The organism is Amycolatopsis sp. SB7-3, assembly GCF_041021335.1.
Classification (GTDB): domain Bacteria; phylum Actinomycetota; class Actinomycetes; order Mycobacteriales; family Pseudonocardiaceae; genus Amycolatopsis; species Amycolatopsis japonica.
This window is the reverse complement of record NZ_JBFPJQ010000002.1, coordinates 595,053-617,870: the sequence shown is the minus strand read 5'-3', so window position 1 is coordinate 617,870 and position 22,818 is coordinate 595,053. Positions and strand designations below refer to the sequence as shown.

Genomic DNA, 22,818 nt, shown 5'->3' with positions numbered 1-22,818 from the left:
ACGACCTCCCGACATCGTTCACGGTGCCACAGGTCGCTTCGCCGGGCAGATCAGATCTTGCGGAAACGCGCGTCCAGGAGCGCGAAAGCGCCGAACGCGGCGATGCCCGCCGAGAGCGCGAGGAGCATCGGACCGCCGTACGGCTGAGCGGACAGGGTCTTCAACGCGGCGTCGAGGCCGCTCGCCTTGGCCGGGTCGAAGGTGACCGCGGCGACGACCGTCAGCACGCCGATGGTGCCGTACGCGGCGGAGAGCGCGATCCAGCCGATCTGCCCGAGCCGGATCGTCACGGTCCTGGCCGTCCCGGTGGCCCCGCCGAAGTCGAGTTCCCGCACGAAGGTCTTCCGGAAGCCGCGCTGGGCGAGGAACACCGCCACCGCCACGACGGCGACTCCGGCGACAGTGACCAGGGCAGGTCCGTAGGACTCCGCGAGGATCCCGGCCACGAGGGAACCTTGGCCGTCGTCGGCGCCCGCGAGGGCGATCTTCACCGCGCTGTAGGAGACGAGGCCGTACAGCACGACCTCGATCCCGCTGACGATCCTTCGCACGGTCCTCCGCCGCGTCTTCACGTGCCGGTGCCCGGTGATCGCCTCGCCGAGCTGCCACATCGCCAGCACGGCGAGACCGGCCGCGATCAGCCACAGCAGCCACGCGCCCCCTTCGGCGACGACCATCTGCAGGGCGCCCGCCTTGTCCGCCCTCGCGTGGTCGCCGAGCGCGACCTGCGCCGCGAGCCAGGCCACGAGCAGGTGCACGACCGCGTAGCAGACCAGCCCGCCCCGGGCGATGAGGCCGAACGTCTTGCTGTCGCGCATCGGGCGATCCTCGCCGAGCCGACGTCCGCCCGCCAGGCCCGGCCGGAGCAATGTGCCCGAAATGTCGGGCAGGTCACTCTTGATCTCCACCGAGGTCGAGGGTGAAGGCTGGGTTCATCACCGGCTTTCGAGGAGTGAACATGAGTGAGGACAAGGGTTTCTACTCGATCATCGAGTACGCGGTCGACGGACCGGAGACCCAGGCGGCGTTGGTGGAGGCCTTCGCCGGGATCCAGGACCGCTGGGTGCGGTTCTACCCGGGCTACGTGTCGGCCCGGTTCCACGCGAGCGTGGACGGGACGCGGGTCGTCAACCTGGTCAGCTGGGCGAGCGAGGCGGACTACCGGCATTTCGAGGAGACGTCCGACACCGAGGGCCGGCTCGCGGCCATCCACGCGGCGCTCGACGGGCTGCCCGGCGAGGTCGAGTCGCGGGTGAGCGCGAACCCCCGTTACCGCGTCGTCCGGGAGACCGGCCCCGGCCCGCGGGTGGGTGACTGAGGGCCGAAGGTCCCGAACCGGAAAGGACCACGGCCACTTACGGTCCCGGCGCCCGCGCGAAAGGCTGAGGTGACCTCCACGGGCTAGGGAGCCGCGATGATCCTCACCGAAGCACCGGTCGTCACCGCCGCGCTGGAGGCCGCCGTCCGGGCACCGTCACCGCACAACAGCCAGCCGTGGCTCTTCGAGGTCGGACCGGACGTCATCGGCGTCGTCCTCGACGAGGATCGCGTGCTCGAGGTCTGCGACCCGGATCGCCGTGAGGCGCGGTTGTCCTGCGGCGCGGCGTTGCTGAACCTCGAACTCGCGATCGCCGTCGCGGGGCGGTCCTGCGACGTGGAGCTCCTGCCGGAGAAGGACCGGCCGGAACTGCTGGCCAGGGTGGGGATCGGGCCCCGGCACCGGGCGAGCGCGGCGGAGCAGCGGCTGGCGGCGTCGATCCGCGTGCGGTACAGCAACCGGCGGCCGTTCGCCTCGACCCCGGTGCCCGCCGGAGCCCGGCACGCGGTGCGGCGTGCCGCCGGGGAAGAGGGCGCGAAACTGGTCCTGCTCGACGAAGTGGGTCTGCTGGAGGCCGTCGCGGGACTCATCCGGCGGGCGGATCACCTGCAGACTCTCGACGACCGCTTCCAGGCGGAACTCCGGGTGTGGACCAGGGAAAGCGGGGGCAACGACGGCGTCCCGGCCTACGCGGGCGGACCGCGTCCCTCGGGCGGCTTGCTGCCCGTCCGGCATCACGGGGAGAGCGAGCAGTCCCGGGAGTTCGAGCGCGATCCGGTCGTCGCGGTGCTGACGACACCGACCGACGGGCCGCTTGCCCAGATCCGGGCCGGGCGGGCGATGCAGCGGGCGTTGCTGACGGCGACTTCGCTCGGCCTCAGCGCGTCGTTCTACTCGCAGCCGATGGAGATCCCGTCCGCACGCGCCGTCCTCTGGTCGCTGCTCGGCGAAAACGCGCATCCGCAGGCCGTTTTCCGTCTGGGCTACGGCTTCCCGGGGTCCACCACACCTCGCCGCCCGGTCGGCGACGTCCTCCGGATCATGCGGTAGAGCGCTCGGATCCCGAAGGCCACGAGCAGCCCGAGGACGGCCAGCCCGAACGGGCGCAGCGTGATCGTCCAAGGCCACGCTTCACCCTCCAGCGCGAGATGACCTGTCTCGTACTCCAAGGTCCTGGCCGTCCACCGCGTGGTCGCGGTGTCGGTGGTGCGCACCAGGTCTTCGAGTACGGCGTCGAACGGGAACCCGGGCCCGGCGTGCAGGTACACCGGTGAAAGCGCGGAGTACCGGTCGGCGGCGTGACTCGCGGCGGCCTCCGCGCCGGGCACGACGAGCCGGTCTTCAGCCGCCGGCGTGCCGCGTGGGACGAAGGTCAATCCGTGCCGGGACCGGATCGGCCCGCCGTCGAGACCGACGGCCGTGGTCTCGACCGCCAGCGACTGGCCGTAGGTGTCGAACACCGCGGCGAGTTCGAGTTCCCGGATCCCGGGAGTCAGCAGGATCCCCAGCATCGGCTTGTCCCAGCGGAACGCGGTGTTGAACCCGACGACGGTGTCCGCCGCTTCGAAGCTGTTCTGCGTCATCGGCGCGCTCGAACCGGGGGAGTAGTGGGTCCAGCCGACGGCTTCGGCCGCCTTCCGCGCGACTTCGGTGCCGGCGAACCGCTCAGCGATGTGGAGCGCCCCGTCGATCCCGGAAAGGATGCCTGCCGTGGTGACGATGTTCCCGTCGTCGACGTAGCGCGTGCCGCGGATCCAGTCCACGGCGGGGAATTCGTCGTCGAACCCGCCGATGCGGATCCAGTGCGCGGTGGCCTTCCGCCCGTCGAGGAGCCCGGCCGAAGCGAGGACGCCCGAACCGTTGCAGACGCTCATGAGCAGCGAGCCCCGCGACGACTGCCGCTTCAGCCACTCGGTCACCGGCCGCGTGGTCGGCTCGCCGAGATCCGGTAACGCGGGGACCACCACGACGTCCGGCGCTTTCGACGAGAGCAACCGATCGAGATCGGCGAAACCCAGGTCCGGGCTCAGATCGAGACCGCCGGTCAAGGTGACCGGCCGGGCCTGCGGCGCGACGGTGTAGACGTTGAACGCGCCGGACGCCGCCAGGACCTCGTACGGTGCGAGCGCGTCGGAGACGACGGCGCCTTCGTTCCCGACGACGACCACCGCGGTCGGCTTGGCGGGATCGTGCGCCTTGGGTGTCGGTGGCGGCGCGACCCCGTCAGTTCTCTGCGTGTAGCGGTTCTCGAAGCTGGCGTTGAGCGTGACGGCGCCGAGCGTGACCGGCAGTGCGAGCGCGGCGACGGTGAACGCCAGCACGGTCAGCGTGACACGGACGAAGGAGCGCATGGTCAGGCTCCGTACTCGGCACGGCGGCGGAACATGGCGGCGAGCATCGCGGGCACCATCAGCACGTGCCCGGCCGTCATCAGGGTCGATCCCGAGATCAGGCCGGTCCAGAAGAACGGCATGAACAGCAGGTAGGGGACGTACATCGCGGCCGACATCTCCGCGATGGACGCCCAGCCGTGGCGCCGGATCCGCATCCACAGCGCCATGCCGAGCGACATGTTCGTCGCCATCACCAGCGCGTTCGCGGTCACGTTCCCGGCGAGGCCCGGCCACAGGAACGACCAGACCGGTTCGAGGACGATCATCCCGGCCACCATCGAGATCAGCATCTCCACGGCGTGGCGGGTGAAGTGCAGGACGGCCTGCTTGCGGGTCTTCTGTTCGGTCGTGTGGTTCATTTCCGGCTCCCTCGGTCGTTGCGACGGGAGCAATGTTCGGTCGCGGCGGGGCACGAGGGCAGGTGCCGGAAGTCATGCGCGAGGTCATGTGACCGGGTCTTCGAATCGGTCCAGGTGGTCGTGAGTGGCGTTTCGGGTTCTAACCCGAAACGCCACTCACGACCACCTGCGGTCAGAACAGGCCGAGTTCCTTCGCGCGCAGGGCGGCCTGGGTGCGATCCCGCACCTGGAGTTTGGACAGGACATTCGTCACCAGGTTCTTCACCGTGCCCTCGGCGAGGAACAGCGTCTTGGCGATCTCGCGGTTGCTCCGGCCGTCCGCGAGGAGCCGGACGACTTCCAGTTCCCGTTCCGAAAGCGGCGTCGCCGACGGCCGGGGTGTTTCGGCGGGGAGCCGGGCCACCCGCGCGACGAGTTTCGCCGCGACGGAAGGCTGCAGCACCGACTCGCCCCGTTCGGCCGCCGTCAGCGCCTCGACCAGCCGCGTCGACGAGACGTCCTTCAACAGATAACCGACGGCGCCCGCGCGCAACGCGGCGAACACGTCTTCGTCGTCGTCGAACGTCGTCAGCGCCAGGACGCGCACGCCGGGCTGCTCGGCGCGAAGCCGCGCGGTGGCCGCGATTCCGTCCAGCACGGGCATCCGCAGGTCCATCAGCGCGACGTCGGGGCGGAGTTCGGCGCAGAGCCGCACGGCCTCCTCGCCGTTCGCCGCCTCACCGACGACGTCGATCTCGGGCTGGACTTCCAGCAGGGTCGCCAGCGCCTCGCGGAACAACGCCTGGTCGTCGACGATCAGCACGCGGACGGTCATCCCGGCACCTCCACGGTGAGTGTCAGGCCCTGGCCTTCGGTGGAGTCGACCGAGACCCGGCCGCCGAGGCCGGCGACCCGCTCGCGGAGCCCGACGAGGCCGAAACCCTTGTCCGATGGGGAATCCGCGGCGATCCCGACACCGTCGTCGCGGACTTCGAGGCGCACACTATCGGCGACGGCGTAGTCGAGCAGCACGGTCGCGGCCTTGGCGCGCGCGTGCTTGCGCACGTTGGTCAGTCCCTCCTGCGCCGCCCGGAACAGCGACTCCTCGACGTCGGGGCGAGTGTCGCGTGCGGTGCCCTTGACCTCGAACCCGGTCGGCACGCCTGCCGCGGAAGCCTCTTCCGCCAGCGTCCGCAACGCGTCCGTGAGCGGCTCGGAGCGCGGCTCCCGCAACGCCGACACCGAGCGCCGGACCTCCGCCAGCGCCTCACGCGACTGATCCTGTGCCTTGGCGAGCATTCCGTCGGCCCGCTCCGTGTCGCCGGTGCCGATCACCGCGCGGGCGGCCTGCAACATCATCTGGACGACCGTGAGGTGATGGCCGAGCCCGTCGTGGATGTCGCGCGCGAGCCGGTTGCGCTCCTGGATCGTCGCGAGCTGCTCGGCCTGGGCGGCATGATCGCGAAGACGTTCGTGTGCCTCGGCGAGCTCCTCCCGCGCCCGCTTCTCGCGGACGACCAGTTCGGTCACCACGGCGGCGAAGACCATGACCGCCAGCGTCCCGAGCCCCTCGCGTAGGCCGTCCATCGGCGCCATCGGCAGGTGGATGAGCGGGATCACGACCGCGACCCCGAACGCCACCGGCAACGGCAGCAGCAACACGGTGTGGCAGACGAGGACCACGAGAAGCAGGACCGCCCCGACGGCGGCGCCCGAAAGCGAGAACAGGGTGAAACCGAGCGGTAACTGAACGCAGACGTACGCGATCGCCCACGCGCGTCCGTGTTTCTGCACCCAGGGGAAGCCCACGATCGCGATCGCCGCGTAGACGAGCCCGGCCAGGAGCGTCGGCAGCACGAGCGTCTCGTACTTGGCCGAGCCGAGCGGCAACGTCACGTACGCGACGAGGGTCAGCACCGCCAGGGCCCGGTTCACGGACACACCATGCCACGCCTCCCGCATTTCGTCCTCTGAATGCGGTCCTTGCACACGCAACTACCGCATTCAGAGGACGAAACGCGGGGTTAAGCGATGGTGCTGTTCCGGATTTCGAGCGAGAAGGGGGTCTGGACGTCTTCCGGTTCGAGGTCGCTCCCGCCCGCGATACGACGGCGCAGGAGGTCGACGGCGGCACGCGCGATCGCCGCCTTGTCCGGCGCGATCGTCGTCAGGGACGGCAGGCTGTACGCGCTCTCTTCGTTGTTGTCGAAACCGACGATCGCCATGTCCGACGGCACCTGGATGCCGCGTTCCGCCGCGGCGCGAAGGGCGCCGATGGCGAGTAGGTCGTTGAAGCAGAAGACGGCATCGGGCGGTTCCGGCAGCGCGAGGAGATGCGCCATCGCTTCGGCGCCGTTGGCACGGTGATACCGCAGCGCGGGCAGGACCAGTTCCGGGATGGGCGCGAGCCCAGCCTCGGCGAGCGCGGAGTGGTAGCCCTCAAGCCGCTGCGCGGCGGTATGGCGCTGCGGATGCGCACCGATCGCGGCGATCCGGCGGCGGCCGAGCGAGATCAGATGCCGCACCGCGATCCGGGCGGCCTGGACGTTGTCGATGCCGACGTGGTCGATCGGGACGTCCACGACGTGCTCACCGAGCATCACCAGCGGGACACCCGGCGCGAGATCCTCGAAATCGTTGGTGTGCAACGCCTCCGGGCTGATGATCGCCCCGTCGATCAGATGCGGGCCCAGCGCGGACAGCGCGTTGCGCTCACGTTCCCTGGTGCCGAGGGTCTGCTCGATGAGGACGTTCCACTCGTGCTCCTGCGCCGCCTGCAGCACCAGGCCGGCCAGCTCGCCGAAGTACGGGATGCTCAGCTCGGGCAGCATCAGCCCGAGGAACCCGGTACGCCCGCGGCGGAGGTTCCGGGCGCCGAGATTGGGCCGGTACCCGGTCGACGCCAGTGCCTCCTCGACGCGTTTGCGGTTCTCCGGCTTGACGAAGTCGTAGCCGTTGACCACGTTCGACACGGTCTTGACCGAGACGCCCGCAAGCTTGGCGACGTCCTTGAGCGTGGCCACCCTCGCTCCCCTCCGCAGTGCTCCGGTACAGATCCGGCACAGCCTAGCCGCGCGAACGGCGGATTTACAACGTTGTACCAACGATGTAAATCTGGCATCGTCCCTATGAGTGACATGGGTCACCGCAGATCCGTGTGCTCGACTTCCCCGAGGAGCGATCGATGTCCCTGCCCATCCGCCGCACCCTGCTCCTGGCGACCGGCCTCGCGCTCGCGCTGACGGCCTGCACCAGCCGTGAGACCCAGCAGTCCGCCCCGTCGGGGGCGGGGCCCGCCGCTTCGGCGGCGCCGAACCAGGCCGCGGGGCCGGGCTGCGCCCGCGAGAAGACCGGCTACCCGCAGGTGGACGTGAAGAACGCGGTCATCGGCTTCTCCCAGTCGGAGAAGGAGGCGAACCCGTTCCGGATCGCCGAGACACAGTCCATCAAGGACGAAGCGAAGAAACTCGGTGTCCCGGACGACAAACTCCTGGTCACCAACGCGCAGAGCGACCTCAACAAACAGGTCAGCGACATCAAGTCGTTGCTGGACCGGGGTGCGCAGCTGCTCATCGTGGCCCCGCTGAACTCCGACGGCCTCCAGCCCGCCCTCGACGCGGCGAAGGCCAAGAAGGTCCCGGTCATCACGATCGACCGCAAGGTGACCTCGCAGCCGTGCACCGATTACCTGACCTTTATCGGCTCGAACTTCGTCGAGCAGGGCAAACGCGCGGCGCAGGAGATGGTGAAGGCGACCGGCGGCACCGGCAAGGTCGCGATCCTGCTCGGCGCGTCCGGCAACAACGTCACCACCGACCGCACCAAGGGTTTCAAGGACGAGATCGCCGCGACCACGGGCATCCAGGTCGTCGCCGAGCAGACCGGCGAGTTCGACCGCTCCAAGGGACAGGCGGTCATGGAGCAGCTCATCCAGAGCAACCCCGAGATCACCGCGGTCTACGCCGAGAACGACGAAATGGGAATCGGCGCGGTCACCGCGCTCAAGGCTGCGGGCAAGACGCCGGGCAAGGACGTCAAGATCGTCTCGATCGACGGCACCCGCAACGCCGTCCAGCTCATCGCCGACGGCAGCTACAACGCGGTGATCGAGTCCAACCCGCGTTTCGGTCCGCTCGCCTTCTCGACGCTGCAGGACTTCGCCGCGGGCAAGGAGATCCCGCCGACCGTCGTGATCTCCGACGACCAGTACGACTCGGCGAACGCCGCGCAGAAGCTCGGAAACGCGTACTGACGATGGAACCGGTTCTCGAGGTCGAAGGCGTGACGAAGACGTTCGCCGGGGTGCGCGCGCTCGACGACGTGTCGTTCGCGCTGCGGCCGGGCGAGGTGCACGCGCTGGTGGGCGAGAACGGCGCCGGCAAGTCGACGCTGATCAAGGTGCTCACCGGCGTGCACAAGCCGGATTCCGGCACGATCCACGCGCGGGGTGCGATCTCCACGATCTACCAGGAGGTCAACCTCATCCCGCTGATGAGCGTGGCGAGCAACGTGTACCTCGGCCGGGAGCCGAGGAAGCGGTTCGGGCTGGTCGACTGGGCGCGGATGAACTCCGACGCGGCGGCGCTGCTGGCGGATTACGGCATCGACGCCGACGTCCGCCGTCCACTCGGGACACTCGGCGTCGGCGCGCAGCAGATGGTCGCGCTGGCCCGCGCGGTGTCGGTCGCCGCCGACGTCGTGATCATGGACGAGCCGACGTCCTCGTTGGAACCGCGTGAGGTCGAGACGCTGTTCGAGGTCATCGGCAGGCTGCACGAACGCGGGATCGCGATCGTGTACGTCAGCCACCGCATGGACGAGCTGTACCGGATCTGCGAACGCGTCACGGTGCTGCGGGACGGCAGGCGTGTCCACACCGGACCGCTCGCCGACCTGCCGCGGCTGGAACTGGTGTCGATGATGCTCGGCCGCAGCGTCGGCGACATCCGCTCGCACGGCGCGACGGCCTTCGAGGGCGACCATGAGGCGGGCCGGGAACCGGTGCTGCGCGCGGAGAATCTCACCAGCGGCAACCGGCTGGGCGGTGTCTCGGTGGAGATCAAACCCGGCGAGATCGTCGGTCTCGCGGGGCTGCTCGGCTCCGGCCGCACGGAGACCGCGCGGGCGATCGTCGGCGACCTGCCGCTGTCGGGCGGCACGGTGCTCGTCGGCGGAAAGCGAGTCCCGCAAGGGAATGTGGCGGCCGCGATGCGCGCGGGCGTGAGCATGCTCGCCGAGGACCGCAAGATCGAAGGCATCATCCCGCATCTTTCCGTGCGGGAGAACATCGTGCTCGCCGCGTTGCCGAAGCTGTCCCGTTTCGGCCTGGTCAGCCGGGCCCGGCAGGACAGGATCGTCGACACGTTCGTGAAACGCCTGCGGATCAAGGTGTCGAGCCCGGACCAGAAGGTCGCCGAGCTCTCCGGCGGCAACCAGCAGAAGGTGCTGCTGGCCCGCTGGCTCTGCACCGAGCCGAAGGTACTGCTGCTCGACGAGCCGACCCGGGGTATCGACGTCGGCGCGAAGGCCGAGGTGCAGGCGCTCATCGACGAGCTCGCCAAAGAAGGGCTCGCCGTCCTGCTGATCTCGTCGGAGATGGAAGAGCTTCTCGACGGAGCGGACCGGCTGGTCGTGCTCAAGGACGGCGCGGTGGTCGGGGAACTCGCGGGTGAGCAGCTGACGCAGGACCACGTGCTGGCCGCGATCGCTTCGGGCGGCGCGGATGACTAGCACTCAGCGGAGAACGGAGGAACCGGTACCCACCATGACGGACACGGCGAAAACGGTGGACCGGACCCGGGTGGCGCGGTGGCTGCAGGAGTACGGCGTGTACGTCGCCGTCGTCGCGCTCGTGCTGTTCAATATCGCGTTCACGGCGAACTTCCTGACCGTCGGCAACTTCCGCACCCAGCTCATCCAGGCCGCGCCGGTACTGGTGGTCGCGCTCGGGATGGCGCTGGTGATCGGCACCGAAGGCGTCGACCTGTCGGTGGGCGCGGTGATGGCGCTCTCGGCCGCACTCGTCCCGCTGTACCTCGGCGCCGGGACCCTGCCGGCGGTGGCCGTCGCGCTCGCGGCGGGGCTGGCCGCGGGGACGCTGAACGGGGTCCTCGTCGCCAAGGTCGGGATCCAGCCGATCGTGGCGACACTCGCACTGCTCGTCGGCGGTCGCGGGCTCGCGCTCGTCCTCGCCGACGGCCAGCTGATCCAGTTGCACGATCCGGATTTCCTCGCGCTCGGCAACGGCGAGGTGCTCGGGATCCCGGTGAGCGTGCTCATCGCGGCCGTACTGGCCGTGCTGGTGGCGGCGCTGGTCGGGAAGACGGCGTTCGGCAGGCGGCTGGTCGCGATCGGCGGCAACCGGCGGGCCAGTGTGCTCGCCGGGCTGCCGGTCAACCGCGTCCTCATCGGCGTCTACGCCATCTGCGGCGTGCTGGCAGCCCTGGCCGGGGTGCTCTCCACCGCACGGCTCGGTGCCGGTGACCCCGCGGACGCCGGATTGCTGATGGAACTGTCCGCGATCACCGCGGTCGTGGTCGGCGGCACCCCGCTGACCGGCGGCCGTGTCCGCATCCTCGGCACGGTGATGGGTGTCCTGCTCATGCAGCTCGTCCGCGCCACGCTCATCAAGCACAACCTGCCGGATTCGACCGCGCAGATGATCCAGGCCGCGATCATCGTCGGCGCGGTGTACGTCGCACGGGAACGGAGCAGCCGATGACCGCGGCGCCCACGATGGCCGCCCAGGACTCCACCCGGCGCGAGCTCATGACCGGGGTCCTGCAGAAACAGGGCGCGGCAATCGCGCTGGTGCTCATGGTCGCCGTCGCGTGGCTGCTGTTCCCGCGGTTCGGCAGCCTGGACAACATGCGCGACATCGCGTTGCAGAGCTCGTTCCTCGCGATCATCGCCCTCGGGATGACGTTCGTGATCATCACCGGCGGGATCGACCTCTCGGTGGGTTCGGTCTACGCGCTCGGCGGGGTCCTCGCGGCTTACGGGTCGCAGTGGGGTTTCCTTGTCGCGCTCCTGCTGCCGTTGGCCGTATGCGGGCTGATCGGCCTGATCAACGGGTTGCTCGTCGCCAAGACCGGGATGGCACCGTTCATCGTCACGCTGGCGTCGCTGCTGTTCGCCCGCGGACTGCTGCTCGCGATCACCACCGAGGGCGCGACGACGTACAAAATCCCGGAGGGCGAGGCGTTCGTCGAACTCGGACGCGGCACGCTGTTCGGGTTCGGCTATCCGGTGTTCATCGCGGCGGCGCTGTGCCTGATCGGCGGGCTCCTGTTGCGGCGGACCCGGTTCGGGCAAGCGGTGTTCGCGACCGGCGGCTCGGAGCAGTCCGCGAAGCTGATGGGGCTCCCGGTGGCGCGAACCAAGGTCGCCGTCTACGTGATGAGCGGGGTGCTTTCCGGGCTCGCGGGCGCGCTGACCGCGGCCTACCTGCAGTCCGGTGTCACGGTGATCGGCGTCGGCCTCGAACTGGACGCCATCTCCGTCGTCGTCATCGGCGGCACCCTGCTGACCGGCGGGATGGGCACGATTCTCGGAACGGTCATCGGCGTGGGCATCCGAACGGTCATCCAGAACGTCATCAACCAGATAGGAACTCTCGACAGCAACTACCAGTCGGTGGTCAGCGGTGCGTTCCTGCTGGTGGTCGTTGTGCTGCAGCGGTCGCTGGCGCGCACGACCGCCAGGAGATAGGGGAGATCGCATGCACCGAAGAACCGCGCGCGCCCTGAGCGTCGTGGCCGGTCTGCTGGCCGCCGCGACGACACTCGTTCCCGTCGCCCAAGCCGCTCCTGTCCCGCTACCGACCCCGTGGACGGACCAGGTCTCGCCGTCGAACGCGCTGCCCGAGTATCCACGCCCGCAGCTGGTGCGCTCGGAATGGCTCAACCTCAACGGAACCTGGGGTTTCACCGGCGCGCCGAACCTGAATTCACCGCCGATCGGCAGGCCGTTGAGCGAAAACGTACTCGTGCCTTACCCGATCGAGTCGATGCTTTCGGGGATCAAACGGCATGAGGACAACATGTTCTACCGGCGGACGTTCACCGTTCCGTCCACTTGGGACGGTCGCCGGGTGAAACTCAACTTCGGCGCCGTCACCTGGGAGACCAAGGTCTGGGTCAACGGGACGTCGATCGGGAGTCACACCGGTGGTTTCGACGCCTTCTCCTTCGACATCACCCCGGCGCTGAAGGCGGGGGAGAACGAGATCGTCGTCGGCGTCGCGTCGCCGGTCGACGGCAGCCGGTACCCGGTGGGGAAACAGCGCAAGAGGCCAGACGGCATCTTCTACACGGCGGCGTCGGGGATCTGGCAGACCGTCTGGCTGGAACCGGTCCGGGCGGAGCACATCACGCGGCTCGACACCACCCCCGACGTCCCCGGCGGCGCGCTCGACCTCGTCGTCCAGGGCACCCCCGGGCAGCAAGCGACCGCCGAAGTGCTTTCAGGCGGCCAAGTGGTCGGCACCGCCACCGGTGCCGTCGGGTCTCATCTGCGGGTCCCGGTGCCGAACGCGCGGCTGTGGTCGCCCGACGACCCGTTCCTCTACGACCTGCGCGTGCGGCTGCCGGGCGGCGACGTCGTCACCGGATACTTCGGTATGCGTTCGCTGGGCAAGGCGATGGTCGGCGGTGTGATGCGGCCGCTGCTCAACGGCAAGTTCGTCTTCCAGCTGGGCACGCTCGACCAGGGCTACTGGCCCGACGGCATCTACACCGCGCCGACCGACGAGGCACTGCGGTTCGACCTCGAACGCCAGAAGGCCCTGGGCTTCAACATGGTCCGCAAGCACATCAAGGTCGAGCCGGCACGGTGGTTCTACCACGCCGACAAACTGGGGCTGATGGTCTGGCAGGACATGCCGTCGCTCGACTCGATCGACGAAGTCCCGAACGGGCACGCGAACTACGAATCCGAACTGCGGCGGATGATCGAGCAGCACAAGGGCATCACGTCGATCGTGCAGTGGGTGCCGTTCAACGAGGGCTGGGGCGAGTACGAAGCCGGCCGCATCGTGGATCTGGTGCGTTCGATCGACGACACCCGGCTGATCAACCACAACTCCGGGTCGAACTGCTGTGTGTCCGATCCGGATCCGGGCAACGGCGACGTGATCGACGACCACGCGTATCAGGTTTCCACCGGCACGAGGCAACCCGACGCGCGAAGGATCGCGGTGCTGGGGGAGTACGGCGGCCTCGGGCGGCGCGTCACCGGGCACGAATGGGAGCCGGGCAAGGGCTTCGCGTACGGCGCGCTGTATCCGGACGAGACGTCGCTGACGAACCGGTACGTCGAGATCACCAAACAGGTCGGGCGGTTCGTGCACGGCCGGGGGCTTTCCGCGTCGGTCTACACGGAGCCGTACGACGTCGAGAACGAGGTCAACGGCTTCTACACCTACGACCGCCGCGTGCTGAAGATGTCCGAAGCGCGGGTGCGCGAGATCAACCAGAAGGTGCTCGCCATCTCCAAGGGCACCGAGGTCGGCCGAGGCGAGCTCCTGTCGCTTCGGGTCACGACGGCCGGGTACACGGATCGCTATCTGCGGCACCAGGACGATTTCGTCCGTACGGACGTCCTCGGTGAAGGCAGTGCGGACCTCGGGAAGAAGGACGCGACGTTCTGGGCCCGGCAGGGACTGGCCGACGCGTCGTGCCTGTCGTTCGAGTCGCGGAACTACCCTGGGCACTTCCTGCGCCATGCGTCGTCGCGGATCCGGAAGGACGCGAACGACGGTTCGGCGTCCTTCGCGGGCGATGCGACGTTCTGCGCGCGGGAAGGTGCCGGGGGAACGGCACTGGAGTCGTTCAATCAGCCCGGTGCCTTCATCCGCCACTACGCCGCGACCGTCTATCTCGCGCGCAGCGGCGGGCCGAACCCGTGGGACACGCCGTCGAGCTTCGCGGCGGACACGACGTGGGCGGCGTCGGTGCCGCTCTGGCGCAGCGGCGCGGATCTACCGCTGGACCAGGCGCGCTCGTTCAAGGTGACCACGCCCGGTTTCACGGATCGCTTCCTGCGGCATCGTGACGGCCTCGCGCGGACGGACGTGGTGAACGCTGGGAGCGCGGCTCTGCTGAAGGCGGACGCGACGTTCGTCGTGCGGCGCGGTCTCGCGGATCCGTCGTGCTACTCGCTGGAGGCGCGGAACTATCCGGGCAATTTCCTGCGGCACGCGGACTTCCGGGTGCGGCTGAGCGGGAACGACAACACCGACCTGTTCCGGAAGGACGCGACGTTCTGTGCCCAGCCCGGGGCCGGCGGCGTGCGGTTGGCGTCGGTGAACGAGCTGGGGACGAACATGCGGCACTACGCCGAGGAGGTCTACGTCGCCACCAGCGGCGGCGGCCACCCGTTCGACAACCCGGTCTCGTACGACCAGGACGTCACGTGGGCGGTTTCGGCGCCCTGGGCTCCGTAGCCGGTCCGGTGGGTCGTGAGTGGCGTTTCGGGTTAGAACCCGAAACGCCACTCACGACCCTGCCGACCACTCCCGGTAACCTTGCCCCCATGACCGGCCCGGACACCCCCGCCTCCTTCAAGCTCGCGTACGTCCCCGGCGTCACGCCCTCGAAGTGGGTCCGGATCTGGGACGAGCGGTCGCCCGACGTCCCGCTCGAGCTCGTCCAGACGACGGCCGCCGATGCGGTCGGGCTGGTCCGGGAACGTGAGGTGGACGCCGTCCTGCTGCGACTCCCGATCGACCGCGAGGGCCTGCACGCGATCCCGCTCTACACCGAGACGACGGTCGTGGTGGTCCCGAAAGACCACCTGGTCGCCGCCGCGGACGAGGTCTCCGTCGACGACATCGCCGACGAGATCGTGCTGCACCCGCTCGACGACACGCTGGACTGGGAAACGCCGCCGGGGAAGCCCGCGCTGGAGCGGCCCGCCACCACCGCGGACGCCATCGAGCTGGTCGCCGCCGGGGTCGGGCTCCTGATCGTCCCGCAGTCGCTCGCGCGGCTGCACCATCGGCGTGACCTGACCTACCGTCCGATCTCCGGCACTCCGGAGTCCGGGGTCGCGCTGTCCTGGCCGGACGACGAGACCACCGACCTGATGGAGCAGTTCATCGGGATCGTCCGCGGCCGGACGGTCAACAGCACGCGCGGTCGGCAGCAGGCCCAGGAAAAGCAGGCCCAGGAGAAGCAAGCGCCGGCGAAGAAGACCCCGGTCAAGGGCAACCGTCCCCAGGCCGGCGGCCGGAAGCCGCAGTCGGGGAATCGCCGCGCTCCTCAGGGCGGGAAACGCGGCAAACCCCGTCGTCGCGGCTAGCTTTCGCTGCGGGCGGCCTTGAGCCGCGCCTCCTCCTTGCGGACCTCGGCCTGCGTCTCGCGCTCCCGCTGCAGCCAGTCGGGGTTCTCGGACTTGATCGCGTCGATCTCTTCGGTGGTGAGGGCGCCGGTGATCCCGCCGCGCGCCAGACCGCTGATCGACACGCCCAGCTTCGCCGCGATGACCGGACGCGGATGCGGCCCGTTGCGGCGCAGGTCCCGCAGCCACTCGGGCGGCTCGGCCTGCAGTGCGTTCAGCTCGTCGCGGGAGACGACACCCTCCTGGAACTCCGCCGGGGTCGCCTCCAGGTACACACCCAGCTTCTTCGCCGCTGTCGCGGGCTTCATCGTTTGAGGGGTTTTCTGCGACGTCATTGCCTCAGGGTAACGCCCTGTGATCAGGTGCCTTTCTCGGGCAATGTCACGACGCCGAATCCGGTGAGCACCGCGGCCACCGCGACCGCGCCGAGGACGACCCACGCGATCGGATGCCCGAGGTTGAGCGTCCAGTAGGTCCCGACCCGCCGGTGCACCAGCAGCGCCGGATCGTTCCGGTTCAGGTAGACCATCCCGGCGGCGTACCAGTGGCGGTCGTCGTCACGCTGTTCGTAGCGGGTCGCCGGCTCGTCGCCGGCACGCGGTAATCGGTGCCCGGCGTCGCCCGCCCGGACGGTGAAACCGATCCACGCGATGAACGCGGCGGCGAGCGGAAGGTACGCCACGATCGTCACCGGCACCGTCGTGTCGACGACAGCCCACAGCTGAAGCGAGACGACGAGCAGGGTCGCGTTGACGCAGCCCGCCGAGATCAGCAGCAGTGCGAGCACGCCGTGCAGGTACTCCCGGTACCGCGAGGCCGACGCCGACGGCTGCGCGGCGTCGATCTCCGGTCTGGCGCGTGAGATCGCGGCGGCCATGAGCGAGGTCAGCATGATGACCAGGATCTGCGCGAAGACCGTCGAGAAGCCGGTCGCGCCGGTGAACCATCCGCCGGCCGCCGTGGCGAACGCGAGCACGACGGCAGGCACCAGAAGAATCCACTGTGGACGGACTGGATCCGTGCGCAGCGACGTGTCGGTGCTGACTGCCTGCCGCGTGCCGGAGTACCAGCCTTCCTCGCGTTTGGCGGTGGCGATCGAGCGGTGAGCCAGGCAGCCGAGCAGGGAGTACGCGGTGGCGAGAACGAGCAGGACGACCTCGGGCGCGAGCCAATCGAAGAGAAGCACGACGCAGGCCGCGATCGCCCCCGCGCCGATGCCCCGGTTGTAGCGACGCCGGGCCAGGAGGACGACGGCCTCGCCGGAACGCCGGGCGGGGATCCGGACGCCGAAGGGGAGTGTCGGCCGGGCGAGCGCGGGCGCGGAGCCGAAGGCCGCCGCGGTGAACGCGATCAAGGCCAGGTGCAGCCAGATCATCGCCGCGCGCTCACCGCGAAGGAATCCAGCACCGTTTCGCAGCGGCTCGTCACTTCGCGCGGGCCCACGCCGAGCGCGACGGCCTCGGCGAGCAGGGTGCGGAGGCGCTCCTGCCACTCGTCCGCGTAACCGTCTTCCGCCGGACCCGAGGTCGCGTCCCGCCGGACGACCGCGCCGGTCTTGCGGTTGATGCGGATGAACCCCTGTGTCCGCAGCAGGTCGTAGGCCTTGTTGACGGTGTGGAAGTTGATCGCCAGGTCGGCGCCGAGCTGACGGGTGGAGGGCAGGGCGCTGCCCTCGGCGAGCGTGCCGTCGGCGACGGCTTCGACGATCCGATCGCGGATCTGCTGGTAGATCGGAACCTCGCTGTCGAGGTCGAGAGTCAGCAACACCCGGTCAGGATATCTGCTATACACTTGCTATAACAACTACATCAGCTGGCTATGCAGGGGAAGGTGGTCATGATGGCGACGATCGACATCGCCGATGGCGGAGTGCGCGTGAGGTTCTCGTCCTGGGAGCGGCTGGCCGTATGGCGTGACGAAGCGGTCGTGCCGTCGTCGGCGATCAAGGCCGTCGAGTTCGTCGAAGAGCCCGTGCGACGGACACGCGGGGGACGGGCCGGGGTGCTGATCAGCGGAGTGCTGAAGGTGGGTTACTGGGGGCTGGGGACGGGGACGCGTCAGCTGGTGTCGGCTCGCAGGGGTGTGTCAGGGCTGCGGATCGAGCTCGATCGCGCGGTCGCCGGACTCCCCTTCGATGAGATGCTCGTCAGCGCGCCGAACGCGAAGGATCTCGTCGGCGTGCTCGTCTAGAGGTAGTCGAAGAACCTGTCCCACCAGGAAGGTGGCCGATCTGGCGGATACAGCGCGTCGAATCCGCTGATCCCGGTGTACTTGGTCCACAGCGGGTGCTCGGAGACGGGCAGGTAGCCGAGCGCCTCCAGCTCGTCTTCGACCTGTCTTCGCACCTGCGCCGGGAAGAACTCGCGTTCCTCGTCTTCGTCGTAGCTGCCCGGATTTCCCAGTGTCACCGCGACGAGACCGCCGAAGTTGCTGACCGTCACGGTGACCTGGTCCAGTGCGGCGGTCGCGTCCGCCGGGATCACGATCCGGCCGAGGTGGCTGGCGTCCTGGACATGGCGATCGACTTCGCAGGAACAGTCGAACAGCCGCTCCAACCGTTCGGCCAGTCGCTCGAATCGAGCTCGTGCGGCCGGTCCGTCGAAGTCGTGCGGCACCTCCCAGTGGCCGGGTTCGTCCAGCTCTCGCAGCAGTGCCCAGGTCTGCTGTTCGTCGAGGGGCATCGTCGCCTCCCGGCCTCGGGTGGTCTAGTCCACTTACCGGACTGACCTTAGCCAGCCACGTCCCGCGCGGACAATGGTGGGACGAATTCCGATCGAAAATGTTCGTGGGGTAGCGCCAGCACCACCCCGGATCCGGGAGCCTGCACTGCTGATCTTCGCGCCGGCCTCGGCCACTGTTGTCACTGTCGATCTCGTCGGAGAAGGAGTGCGAATGACGGTACGCAAAGGTGTGGTGGTCCTGACGGTGGCGGGGCTGATGGGCGCGGCGTGGACGACGGCGGCGGACGCGGCGCCTGCCAAGGGAGCGGAGCTGCGGAAGAGCCTCGACTCGTTGGTGCGTCAGGAGAAATTCCCCGCCGCGCTGGTCGCCGTGTCCGACGGCAGGCGGACGACGTCGCTGGTCGCGGGCTCGTCGCGGATCGATCGCCAGGTCCCGGTCCCGCGTGACGGCAGGGTGCGCGCGGGCAGCAACACCAAGACGTTCACGGCGGTCGCGGTCCTGCAACTGGTGGCCGAGGGCAAGGTCGAACTGGACGCGCCGATCGAGAAGTACCTGCCCGGCATCGTGCGCGGAGAGGGCATCGACGCCACCAAGATCACCATCCGGCACCTTCTGCAGCACACCAGCGGGCTGCCGAACTACACCGAGTACCTGGGACTTCAGGATTTCGAACAGGTGCAGCACCGGTATTTTCCCACCCACGAGCTGCTCGCCGCCGCGCTGAGTCACCCGGCGAAGTTCGCGCCCGGCACCAAGTGGGAGTACAGCAACACCGGGTACCTGCTGGCGGGCATGGTGATCGAGAAGGTCACCGGACGCCCGCTCCAGGAGCAGATCACCGAACGCGTGATCAAGAAGGCGGGTTTGAAGAACACCTACTGGCCGCAGGTCGGTGACCAGACCATCCAGGGACGGCACCCGCAGGGCTATGCCATCGGCAACTCCGCCACCGGCAAGGTGGTCGACGCGACCGAACTGGATCCGTCCTGGGGCGGTGCCGCCGGTCAGCTGATCTCTACGCCCAGTGACCTCGGCGAATTCTTCCGCGTGCTGCTCGAAGGCAGGCTGCTGCCCGCCGCGCAGCTGGCCGAAATGCGGAAGACGGTCGACGCGCCCTTGTTCCCTGGCACGAAGTACGGGCTCGGCCTGATGAGCAACCCGCTCAGCTGCGGCGGTGTGTACTGGGGCCACGGCGGGGACATCCACGGGTTCGAAACGCGCGGTGGCGCCACGGAAGACGGCCGCACCGTCGGGCTCGCGGTGACCGCGATGCCGGGGACCTTCGGCGACGGGGAGAAGGGCTCGAACGCCGTCATGGCCACTGTGGACACCGCGTTCTGCAAGTGACGACGCGAAGGCCACTTTCGCAAGGTTGTGAAAGTGGCCTTCGCAACGCCTCACCTCGCTAGAGTCCCGATCGCGGTGCGGAATCCCTCCAGTGCCGCGCGATAGAAGCGCGGGCCGTACGACACCCGCGCCACACCGAGTTCGCGGAGCGCGGCGAGGTCCAGTTCCTCTCCGACGTTCCCGTTCACCGGACACGCGAGTTCGGTGACCAGCGTGGCGAGATCGTCCCGGCGCCGGACCCCGATCGGATACACGCAGTCGGCACCGGCATCGCGGTAGAGCCTGCCGCGCCGGACGGCCTCGGCGAGTCTGTCGGGCTCCGGGACCCCGCGGTCGCCCAGGAACGTGTCGACCCGCGCGTTGACGACGATCGGCACCCCGGCGCCGGTCGCGGCCGAACGGATCTCCGCGATCCGCTCGGCGTGCTCGTCCGCGTCGGCCAGTCCGCCCGACCGGTGATCGGTGTCCTCCAGATTGCAGCCGACGGCTCCCGTTTCCACCAGCCGCTCCACGAACTCCCGTGGCGCCAGGCCGTAGCCTGCCTCCGCGTCCACGGTGACCGGTGCGGAGACCACGCGGGCGATCCGCGCTGCCGCGGCGAACATCTCCTGCCACGGCGCGCCTTCGCCGTCGGGGTACCCGAGCATCGCCGAGACGGCGGCGCTCGCCGTGGCGACCGCGGGGAAACCCGCTTCTGCCACGATTTCGGCGCTCGCCGCGTCCCAGACGTTCGGCAGCACGAGCATTTCCCCGCTGTGCAGGCCGCGAAGTGTTTCGGCCAGCGTCTTCGGCTCGGTCATCGGTTTCCTCCTCGATCGGCAGTGGTCAGGGCGGCCGGCATGCGCAGGGCGACGAGCATGCCGACGAAGGCGAACGCGACGACAGCGGCCATCGCCGCCGTGAAGCCGCTGCCGAACTCCTCGGGGGACAGATGGCTTCCGGCACCGGCGAAGACGGCGACCACCACCGCCACCCCGAAGACGCCGCCGAAGATCCGCAGCGTCATGAACGCGCCGGACGCTTGGCCGATCTCGGTGGGTCGCACCGCTCCGACGGCCGAGCGCTGTGCGGCGGGCATCGCGGACGTGATCCCGGCGCCGCTGACGATCAGCCCCGGCAGCAGGAGGGCGTAGCCCGCGCCGGGTTCGGCGACCAGGACGATCCAGCTCATGCCGATCGTCTGGAGCAGCAATCCGATGGCGACGAACATCCGCGCGCTGTACCTGTCCGCCAGCTTTCCGGCGAGCGGCGCGCAGATCATCAGGGTCGCGGTCCACGGCATCATCCGCAGTCCCGCCTCGAACGGACCGAGACCTTGCGCGGTCTGGAAGTACTGGGGCAGGAAGAACAACGTGCCGTACAGCGAGGCGAAGACGCAGAAGTTCGCCGCGTTGGCCGTCGAGAAGGCTCGCAGCCTGAAGAACCGCATCGGCAGCATCGGCGCCTCGCTGCGTCGCTCCCACGACACGAAGGCGATCACCAGCGCGACGCCGAGGGCCAGCGAGCCCAGGACCTCGGCACTGTCCCAGCCCGAGAGGTTTCCGCGGACGAGGCCCCACACGATGCCCAGCGATCCCAGTGACACCAAGACGACGCCGCCGTGGTCGAGCCGGTGGCCCGGTCCGGTGCTCTCGTCGACGCGTCGGAGCGTCAGCAGGACCGCGACCACGCCGACCGGCAGGTTGAGCCAGAAGATCCACTGCCAAGCCAGCCCTTCGGCGATGACGCCGCCGATGAACGGGCCGCTGAACGTCGCCAGCCCGGTGAGCCCCAGGTAGAGCCCCATCGCCTTGCCCCGCCGCTCGGGCGGGAAGATCGCGCTGATCAGGGTGAGCGACAGCGGCAGCACCATCGCGGCACCGGCGCCCTGCACCGCCCGCGCGACGATCAGCGTGCCGATGTCCCCGGACATCGCGCAGCCCACCGAGGCGAGGGTGAAGACCGTGAGACCGGTGACGAACATCCGGCGGCGGCCGAACCGGTCGCCGAGCGCCGCCCCGGTGAGCAGCAGGACGGCGAAGCTGAGGTTGTAGGCGTTGACGATCCATTCGAGTTGCTCGATCGACGCGGACAGGTCTTCGCGGACCGTGGTCAGCGCCGTCGTCACGACCTGGCTGTCCAGCGCCATCATGAAGGACGCCACTGAGGCGAGCGCTAGGACCCACGCCTGCTTCGGGGTCAAGATTTCTCCTTGGTGGAAGGGTTTCCGGGCATGACGAGGCACACGCCCGGCGGGGCGTGGCCAGGGAAGTGCGGGCGTCAGCCGCGCAGCGAGCGGGGCAGCCCGAAGGCCGCGAGCAGTGAGTTGTCGAGGAACCGGGTCACCGCGGTGACCCGATCGCCCGCGAGTTCCAGCACGAGCACGCCGTGCGCGTGGCCGATGGGCGTCCTCGGGTCGCGGAGGTAGCAGCCGAAGGCGGGCTGGCCGTTGGCGCGGGTCGGGATCAGCGAGTACCGGCGGCCGTCGCAGAGCGCGACGGTCGCCAGGAAGTGCCCGACAGCCTCCGGGCCTTGGTATTCCAGAGGAAGCGGGGGCATGGTCAGCCAGGCGTCGTCGGTCAGAAGCGCCACGATGGCCTCGACGTCGCCGTTCTCGAAGGCACGGGTGAACTCGTCGACGATCCGGCGTTCCCGCGGCGAATCGGGCAGGGGAGCGGACTCCCGTTCACCCGGCGGCATCTCCTTGGCCAGTGCCGAACGTGCCCGGTTGAGCGCGCTGGTCACGGCGTTCTCGGTGGTGTCGAGGATGCCTGCCACCTCGGCCGCGCGGAACCCGAGGACGTCGCGCAGAACCAGCACGGCCCGCTGCCGGGGAGGAAGCCGCTGGAGCGCCGCCAGGAACGCGAGCGAGATCGACTCCCTGGCCTCGTAGCGCGCCTCCGGGCCGGGCACCCGGTCGGCGATCTCGGCGAGCAGCAGATCCGGGTACGGCTCCAGCCAGCTGGGTTCGGGGCGACGGCGCGTCGGCTCGGGCAAGGGGACCTCCGGTCGGTAGGCCGCGTGGTCGTGCGGGCGGCGGGCACCCGCCCGCAGCGCGTTGAGACAGCGGTTGGTCGCGATCCGGTACAGCCAGGTCCGGATGGACGCCCGTTCCTCGTACGCGTCGATCCCGCGCCACGCGGCCAGCAGCGTCTCCTGCAGCAGATCCTCGGCGTCCTGCACCGAGCCCAGGATGCGGTAACAGTGCACCTGCAGTTCACGGCGGTACGGCGCCACGAGGTCACGGAACGCCTCGCCGTCACCGGTTTTCGCCAGGGCCAGCAGTTCGTCCACCCGCATACCGGGTTCCCTCCTCTTGTGGTGTCTCTCGAAGGGATGGACACCGCCGTCGCCGGAAACTTGTCGGTCGCCGACCAGTTTCCCCCGAATCCGCGGAAAACCGGTTCGCGGTCCACAGCGG

At 69.2% G+C, this 22,818-nt stretch carries 23 protein-coding genes; 10 read left to right on the top strand and 13 right to left on the bottom strand.

Annotation, left to right across the window (positions count from 1 at the left end):
- Nucleotides 1-50: 50 nt before the first annotated feature.
- Nucleotides 51-908 (bottom strand): DUF1206 domain-containing protein, encoded by an 858-nt coding sequence (locus tag AB8M46_RS21040; RefSeq protein ID WP_378425957.1) that lies wholly within the window; start codon nt 906-908, stop codon nt 51-53.
- Nucleotides 909-958: 50 nt separating this feature from the next.
- Between AB8M46_RS21040 and AB8M46_RS21035 the strand changes: the two genes are divergently transcribed.
- Both AB8M46_RS21035 and AB8M46_RS21030 read left to right on the top strand, forming a co-directional pair.
- Nucleotides 959-1,318 (top strand): antibiotic biosynthesis monooxygenase, encoded by a 360-nt coding sequence (locus tag AB8M46_RS21035; RefSeq protein WP_394361275.1) that lies wholly within the window; start codon nt 959-961, stop codon nt 1,316-1,318.
- 96 nt (nt 1,319-1,414) lie between these two features.
- A complete protein-coding gene (locus tag AB8M46_RS21030) occupies nt 1,415-2,368 on the top strand; it encodes an Acg family FMN-binding oxidoreductase (RefSeq protein WP_394361274.1) in 954 nt (317 codons plus the stop codon).
- Here the strand turns inward: AB8M46_RS21030 and AB8M46_RS21025 are convergent.
- The 5 genes from AB8M46_RS21025 to AB8M46_RS21005 all read right to left on the bottom strand — a co-directional run bounded on the left by AB8M46_RS21025 (nt 2,302) and on the right by AB8M46_RS21005 (nt 7,072).
- Nucleotides 2,302-3,669 carry a GlxA family transcriptional regulator gene (locus AB8M46_RS21025; RefSeq protein ID WP_394361273.1) on the bottom strand — a complete coding sequence of 456 codons (1,368 nt, stop codon included), beginning with the start codon at nt 3,667-3,669 and terminating at the stop codon, nt 2,302-2,304. The two genes, AB8M46_RS21030 and AB8M46_RS21025, sit on opposite strands and share 67 nt — an antisense overlap.
- Before the next feature lie 2 nt (nt 3,670-3,671).
- Complete coding sequence (locus tag AB8M46_RS21020; RefSeq protein WP_378425962.1) at nt 3,672-4,070, bottom strand: hypothetical protein; 399 nt, start codon at nt 4,068-4,070, stop codon at nt 3,672-3,674.
- Nucleotides 4,071-4,242: 172 nt separating this feature from the next.
- Nucleotides 4,243-4,884 carry a response regulator gene (locus AB8M46_RS21015; protein WP_394361272.1) on the bottom strand — a complete coding sequence of 214 codons (642 nt, stop codon included), beginning with the start codon at nt 4,882-4,884 and terminating at the stop codon, nt 4,243-4,245.
- A complete protein-coding gene (locus AB8M46_RS21010) occupies nt 4,881-5,984 on the bottom strand; it encodes a sensor histidine kinase (RefSeq protein ID WP_394361271.1) in 1,104 nt (367 codons plus the stop codon). The genes AB8M46_RS21015 and AB8M46_RS21010 overlap by 4 nt, the downstream gene beginning before the upstream one ends.
- An 89-nt stretch (nt 5,985-6,073) precedes the next feature.
- Nucleotides 6,074-7,072: a LacI family DNA-binding transcriptional regulator gene (locus AB8M46_RS21005; RefSeq protein ID WP_394361270.1), complete on the bottom strand. Its 999-nt coding sequence runs from the start codon at nt 7,070-7,072 to the stop codon at nt 6,074-6,076.
- Nucleotides 7,073-7,233: 161 nt separating this feature from the next.
- Here AB8M46_RS21005 and AB8M46_RS21000 point away from each other — a divergent pair, with 161 nt between their 5' ends.
- The 6 genes from AB8M46_RS21000 (at nt 7,234) to AB8M46_RS20975 (ending at nt 15,350) form a co-directional block, all read left to right on the top strand.
- Nucleotides 7,234-8,301, top strand: a complete 1,068-nt coding sequence (locus AB8M46_RS21000) for an ABC transporter substrate-binding protein (protein ID WP_125733806.1) — start codon at nt 7,234-7,236, stop codon at nt 8,299-8,301.
- A gap of 2 nt (nt 8,302-8,303) precedes the next feature.
- The gene (locus AB8M46_RS20995; protein WP_394361269.1) at nt 8,304-9,779 is read left to right on the top strand and encodes a sugar ABC transporter ATP-binding protein; all 1,476 of its coding nucleotides are present in this window, start codon (nt 8,304-8,306) and stop codon (nt 9,777-9,779) included.
- A gap of 34 nt (nt 9,780-9,813) precedes the next feature.
- Entirely contained in the window at nt 9,814-10,770 is a 957-nt protein-coding gene (locus tag AB8M46_RS20990; protein WP_394361268.1) for an ABC transporter permease, read from the top strand.
- Complete coding sequence (locus tag AB8M46_RS20985) at nt 10,767-11,759, top strand: ABC transporter permease (protein WP_394361267.1); 993 nt, start codon at nt 10,767-10,769, stop codon at nt 11,757-11,759. The genes AB8M46_RS20990 and AB8M46_RS20985 overlap by 4 nt, the downstream gene beginning before the upstream one ends.
- 10 nt (nt 11,760-11,769) lie before the next feature.
- The gene (locus tag AB8M46_RS20980) at nt 11,770-14,493 is read left to right on the top strand and encodes an AbfB domain-containing protein (protein WP_394361266.1); all 2,724 of its coding nucleotides are present in this window, start codon (nt 11,770-11,772) and stop codon (nt 14,491-14,493) included.
- Nucleotides 14,494-14,582: 89 nt separating this feature from the next.
- Nucleotides 14,583-15,350: a LysR family substrate-binding domain-containing protein gene (locus AB8M46_RS20975; RefSeq protein ID WP_394361265.1), complete on the top strand. Its 768-nt coding sequence runs from the start codon at nt 14,583-14,585 to the stop codon at nt 15,348-15,350.
- Here the strand turns inward: AB8M46_RS20975 and AB8M46_RS20970 are convergent.
- Genes AB8M46_RS20970 through AB8M46_RS20960 form a run of 3 tightly spaced genes read right to left on the bottom strand, consistent with a single transcriptional unit; the run spans nt 15,347 to nt 17,156 of the window.
- On the bottom strand, nt 15,347-15,724 hold the full coding sequence (locus AB8M46_RS20970; RefSeq protein ID WP_037338432.1) for a DUF5997 family protein: 378 nt from the start codon (nt 15,722-15,724) through the stop codon (nt 15,347-15,349). The genes AB8M46_RS20975 and AB8M46_RS20970 overlap by 4 nt on opposite strands.
- Before the next feature lie 23 nt (nt 15,725-15,747).
- The gene (locus tag AB8M46_RS20965) at nt 15,748-16,764 is read right to left on the bottom strand and encodes a DUF1648 domain-containing protein (protein ID WP_394361264.1); all 1,017 of its coding nucleotides are present in this window, start codon (nt 16,762-16,764) and stop codon (nt 15,748-15,750) included.
- Entirely contained in the window at nt 16,761-17,156 is a 396-nt protein-coding gene (locus tag AB8M46_RS20960; RefSeq protein WP_037338426.1) for a GntR family transcriptional regulator, read from the bottom strand. Before AB8M46_RS20960 ends, AB8M46_RS20965 begins: the two co-directional genes overlap by 4 nt.
- Nucleotides 17,157-17,228: 72 nt before the next feature.
- Between AB8M46_RS20960 and AB8M46_RS20955 the strand changes: the two genes are divergently transcribed.
- Nucleotides 17,229-17,579 (top strand): hypothetical protein, encoded by a 351-nt coding sequence (locus AB8M46_RS20955; RefSeq protein WP_394361263.1) that lies wholly within the window; start codon nt 17,229-17,231, stop codon nt 17,577-17,579.
- Here the strand turns inward: AB8M46_RS20955 and AB8M46_RS20950 are convergent.
- Nucleotides 17,576-18,070, bottom strand: a complete 495-nt coding sequence (locus AB8M46_RS20950; RefSeq protein ID WP_125733813.1) for a hypothetical protein — start codon at nt 18,068-18,070, stop codon at nt 17,576-17,578. The genes AB8M46_RS20955 and AB8M46_RS20950 overlap by 4 nt on opposite strands.
- 211 nt (nt 18,071-18,281) lie before the next feature.
- Here AB8M46_RS20950 and AB8M46_RS20945 point away from each other — a divergent pair, with 211 nt between their 5' ends.
- Nucleotides 18,282-19,418: a serine hydrolase domain-containing protein gene (locus AB8M46_RS20945; protein ID WP_394361262.1), complete on the top strand. Its 1,137-nt coding sequence runs from the start codon at nt 18,282-18,284 to the stop codon at nt 19,416-19,418.
- A gap of 50 nt (nt 19,419-19,468) precedes the next feature.
- On the opposite strand, the gene AB8M46_RS20940 is transcribed toward AB8M46_RS20945, so the two are convergent.
- The 3 genes from AB8M46_RS20940 to AB8M46_RS20930 form a co-directional block, all read right to left on the bottom strand.
- Nucleotides 19,469-20,218, bottom strand: a complete 750-nt coding sequence (locus AB8M46_RS20940) for an isocitrate lyase/phosphoenolpyruvate mutase family protein (RefSeq protein ID WP_394361261.1) — start codon at nt 20,216-20,218, stop codon at nt 19,469-19,471.
- On the bottom strand, nt 20,215-21,600 hold the full coding sequence (locus AB8M46_RS20935) for an MFS transporter (protein ID WP_394361260.1): 1,386 nt from the start codon (nt 21,598-21,600) through the stop codon (nt 20,215-20,217). The genes AB8M46_RS20940 and AB8M46_RS20935 overlap by 4 nt, the downstream gene beginning before the upstream one ends.
- A 77-nt stretch (nt 21,601-21,677) precedes the next feature.
- Nucleotides 21,678-22,697 (bottom strand): sigma-70 family RNA polymerase sigma factor, encoded by a 1,020-nt coding sequence (locus AB8M46_RS20930; RefSeq protein ID WP_394361259.1) that lies wholly within the window; start codon nt 22,695-22,697, stop codon nt 21,678-21,680.
- Nucleotides 22,698-22,818: the final 121 nt, after the last annotated feature.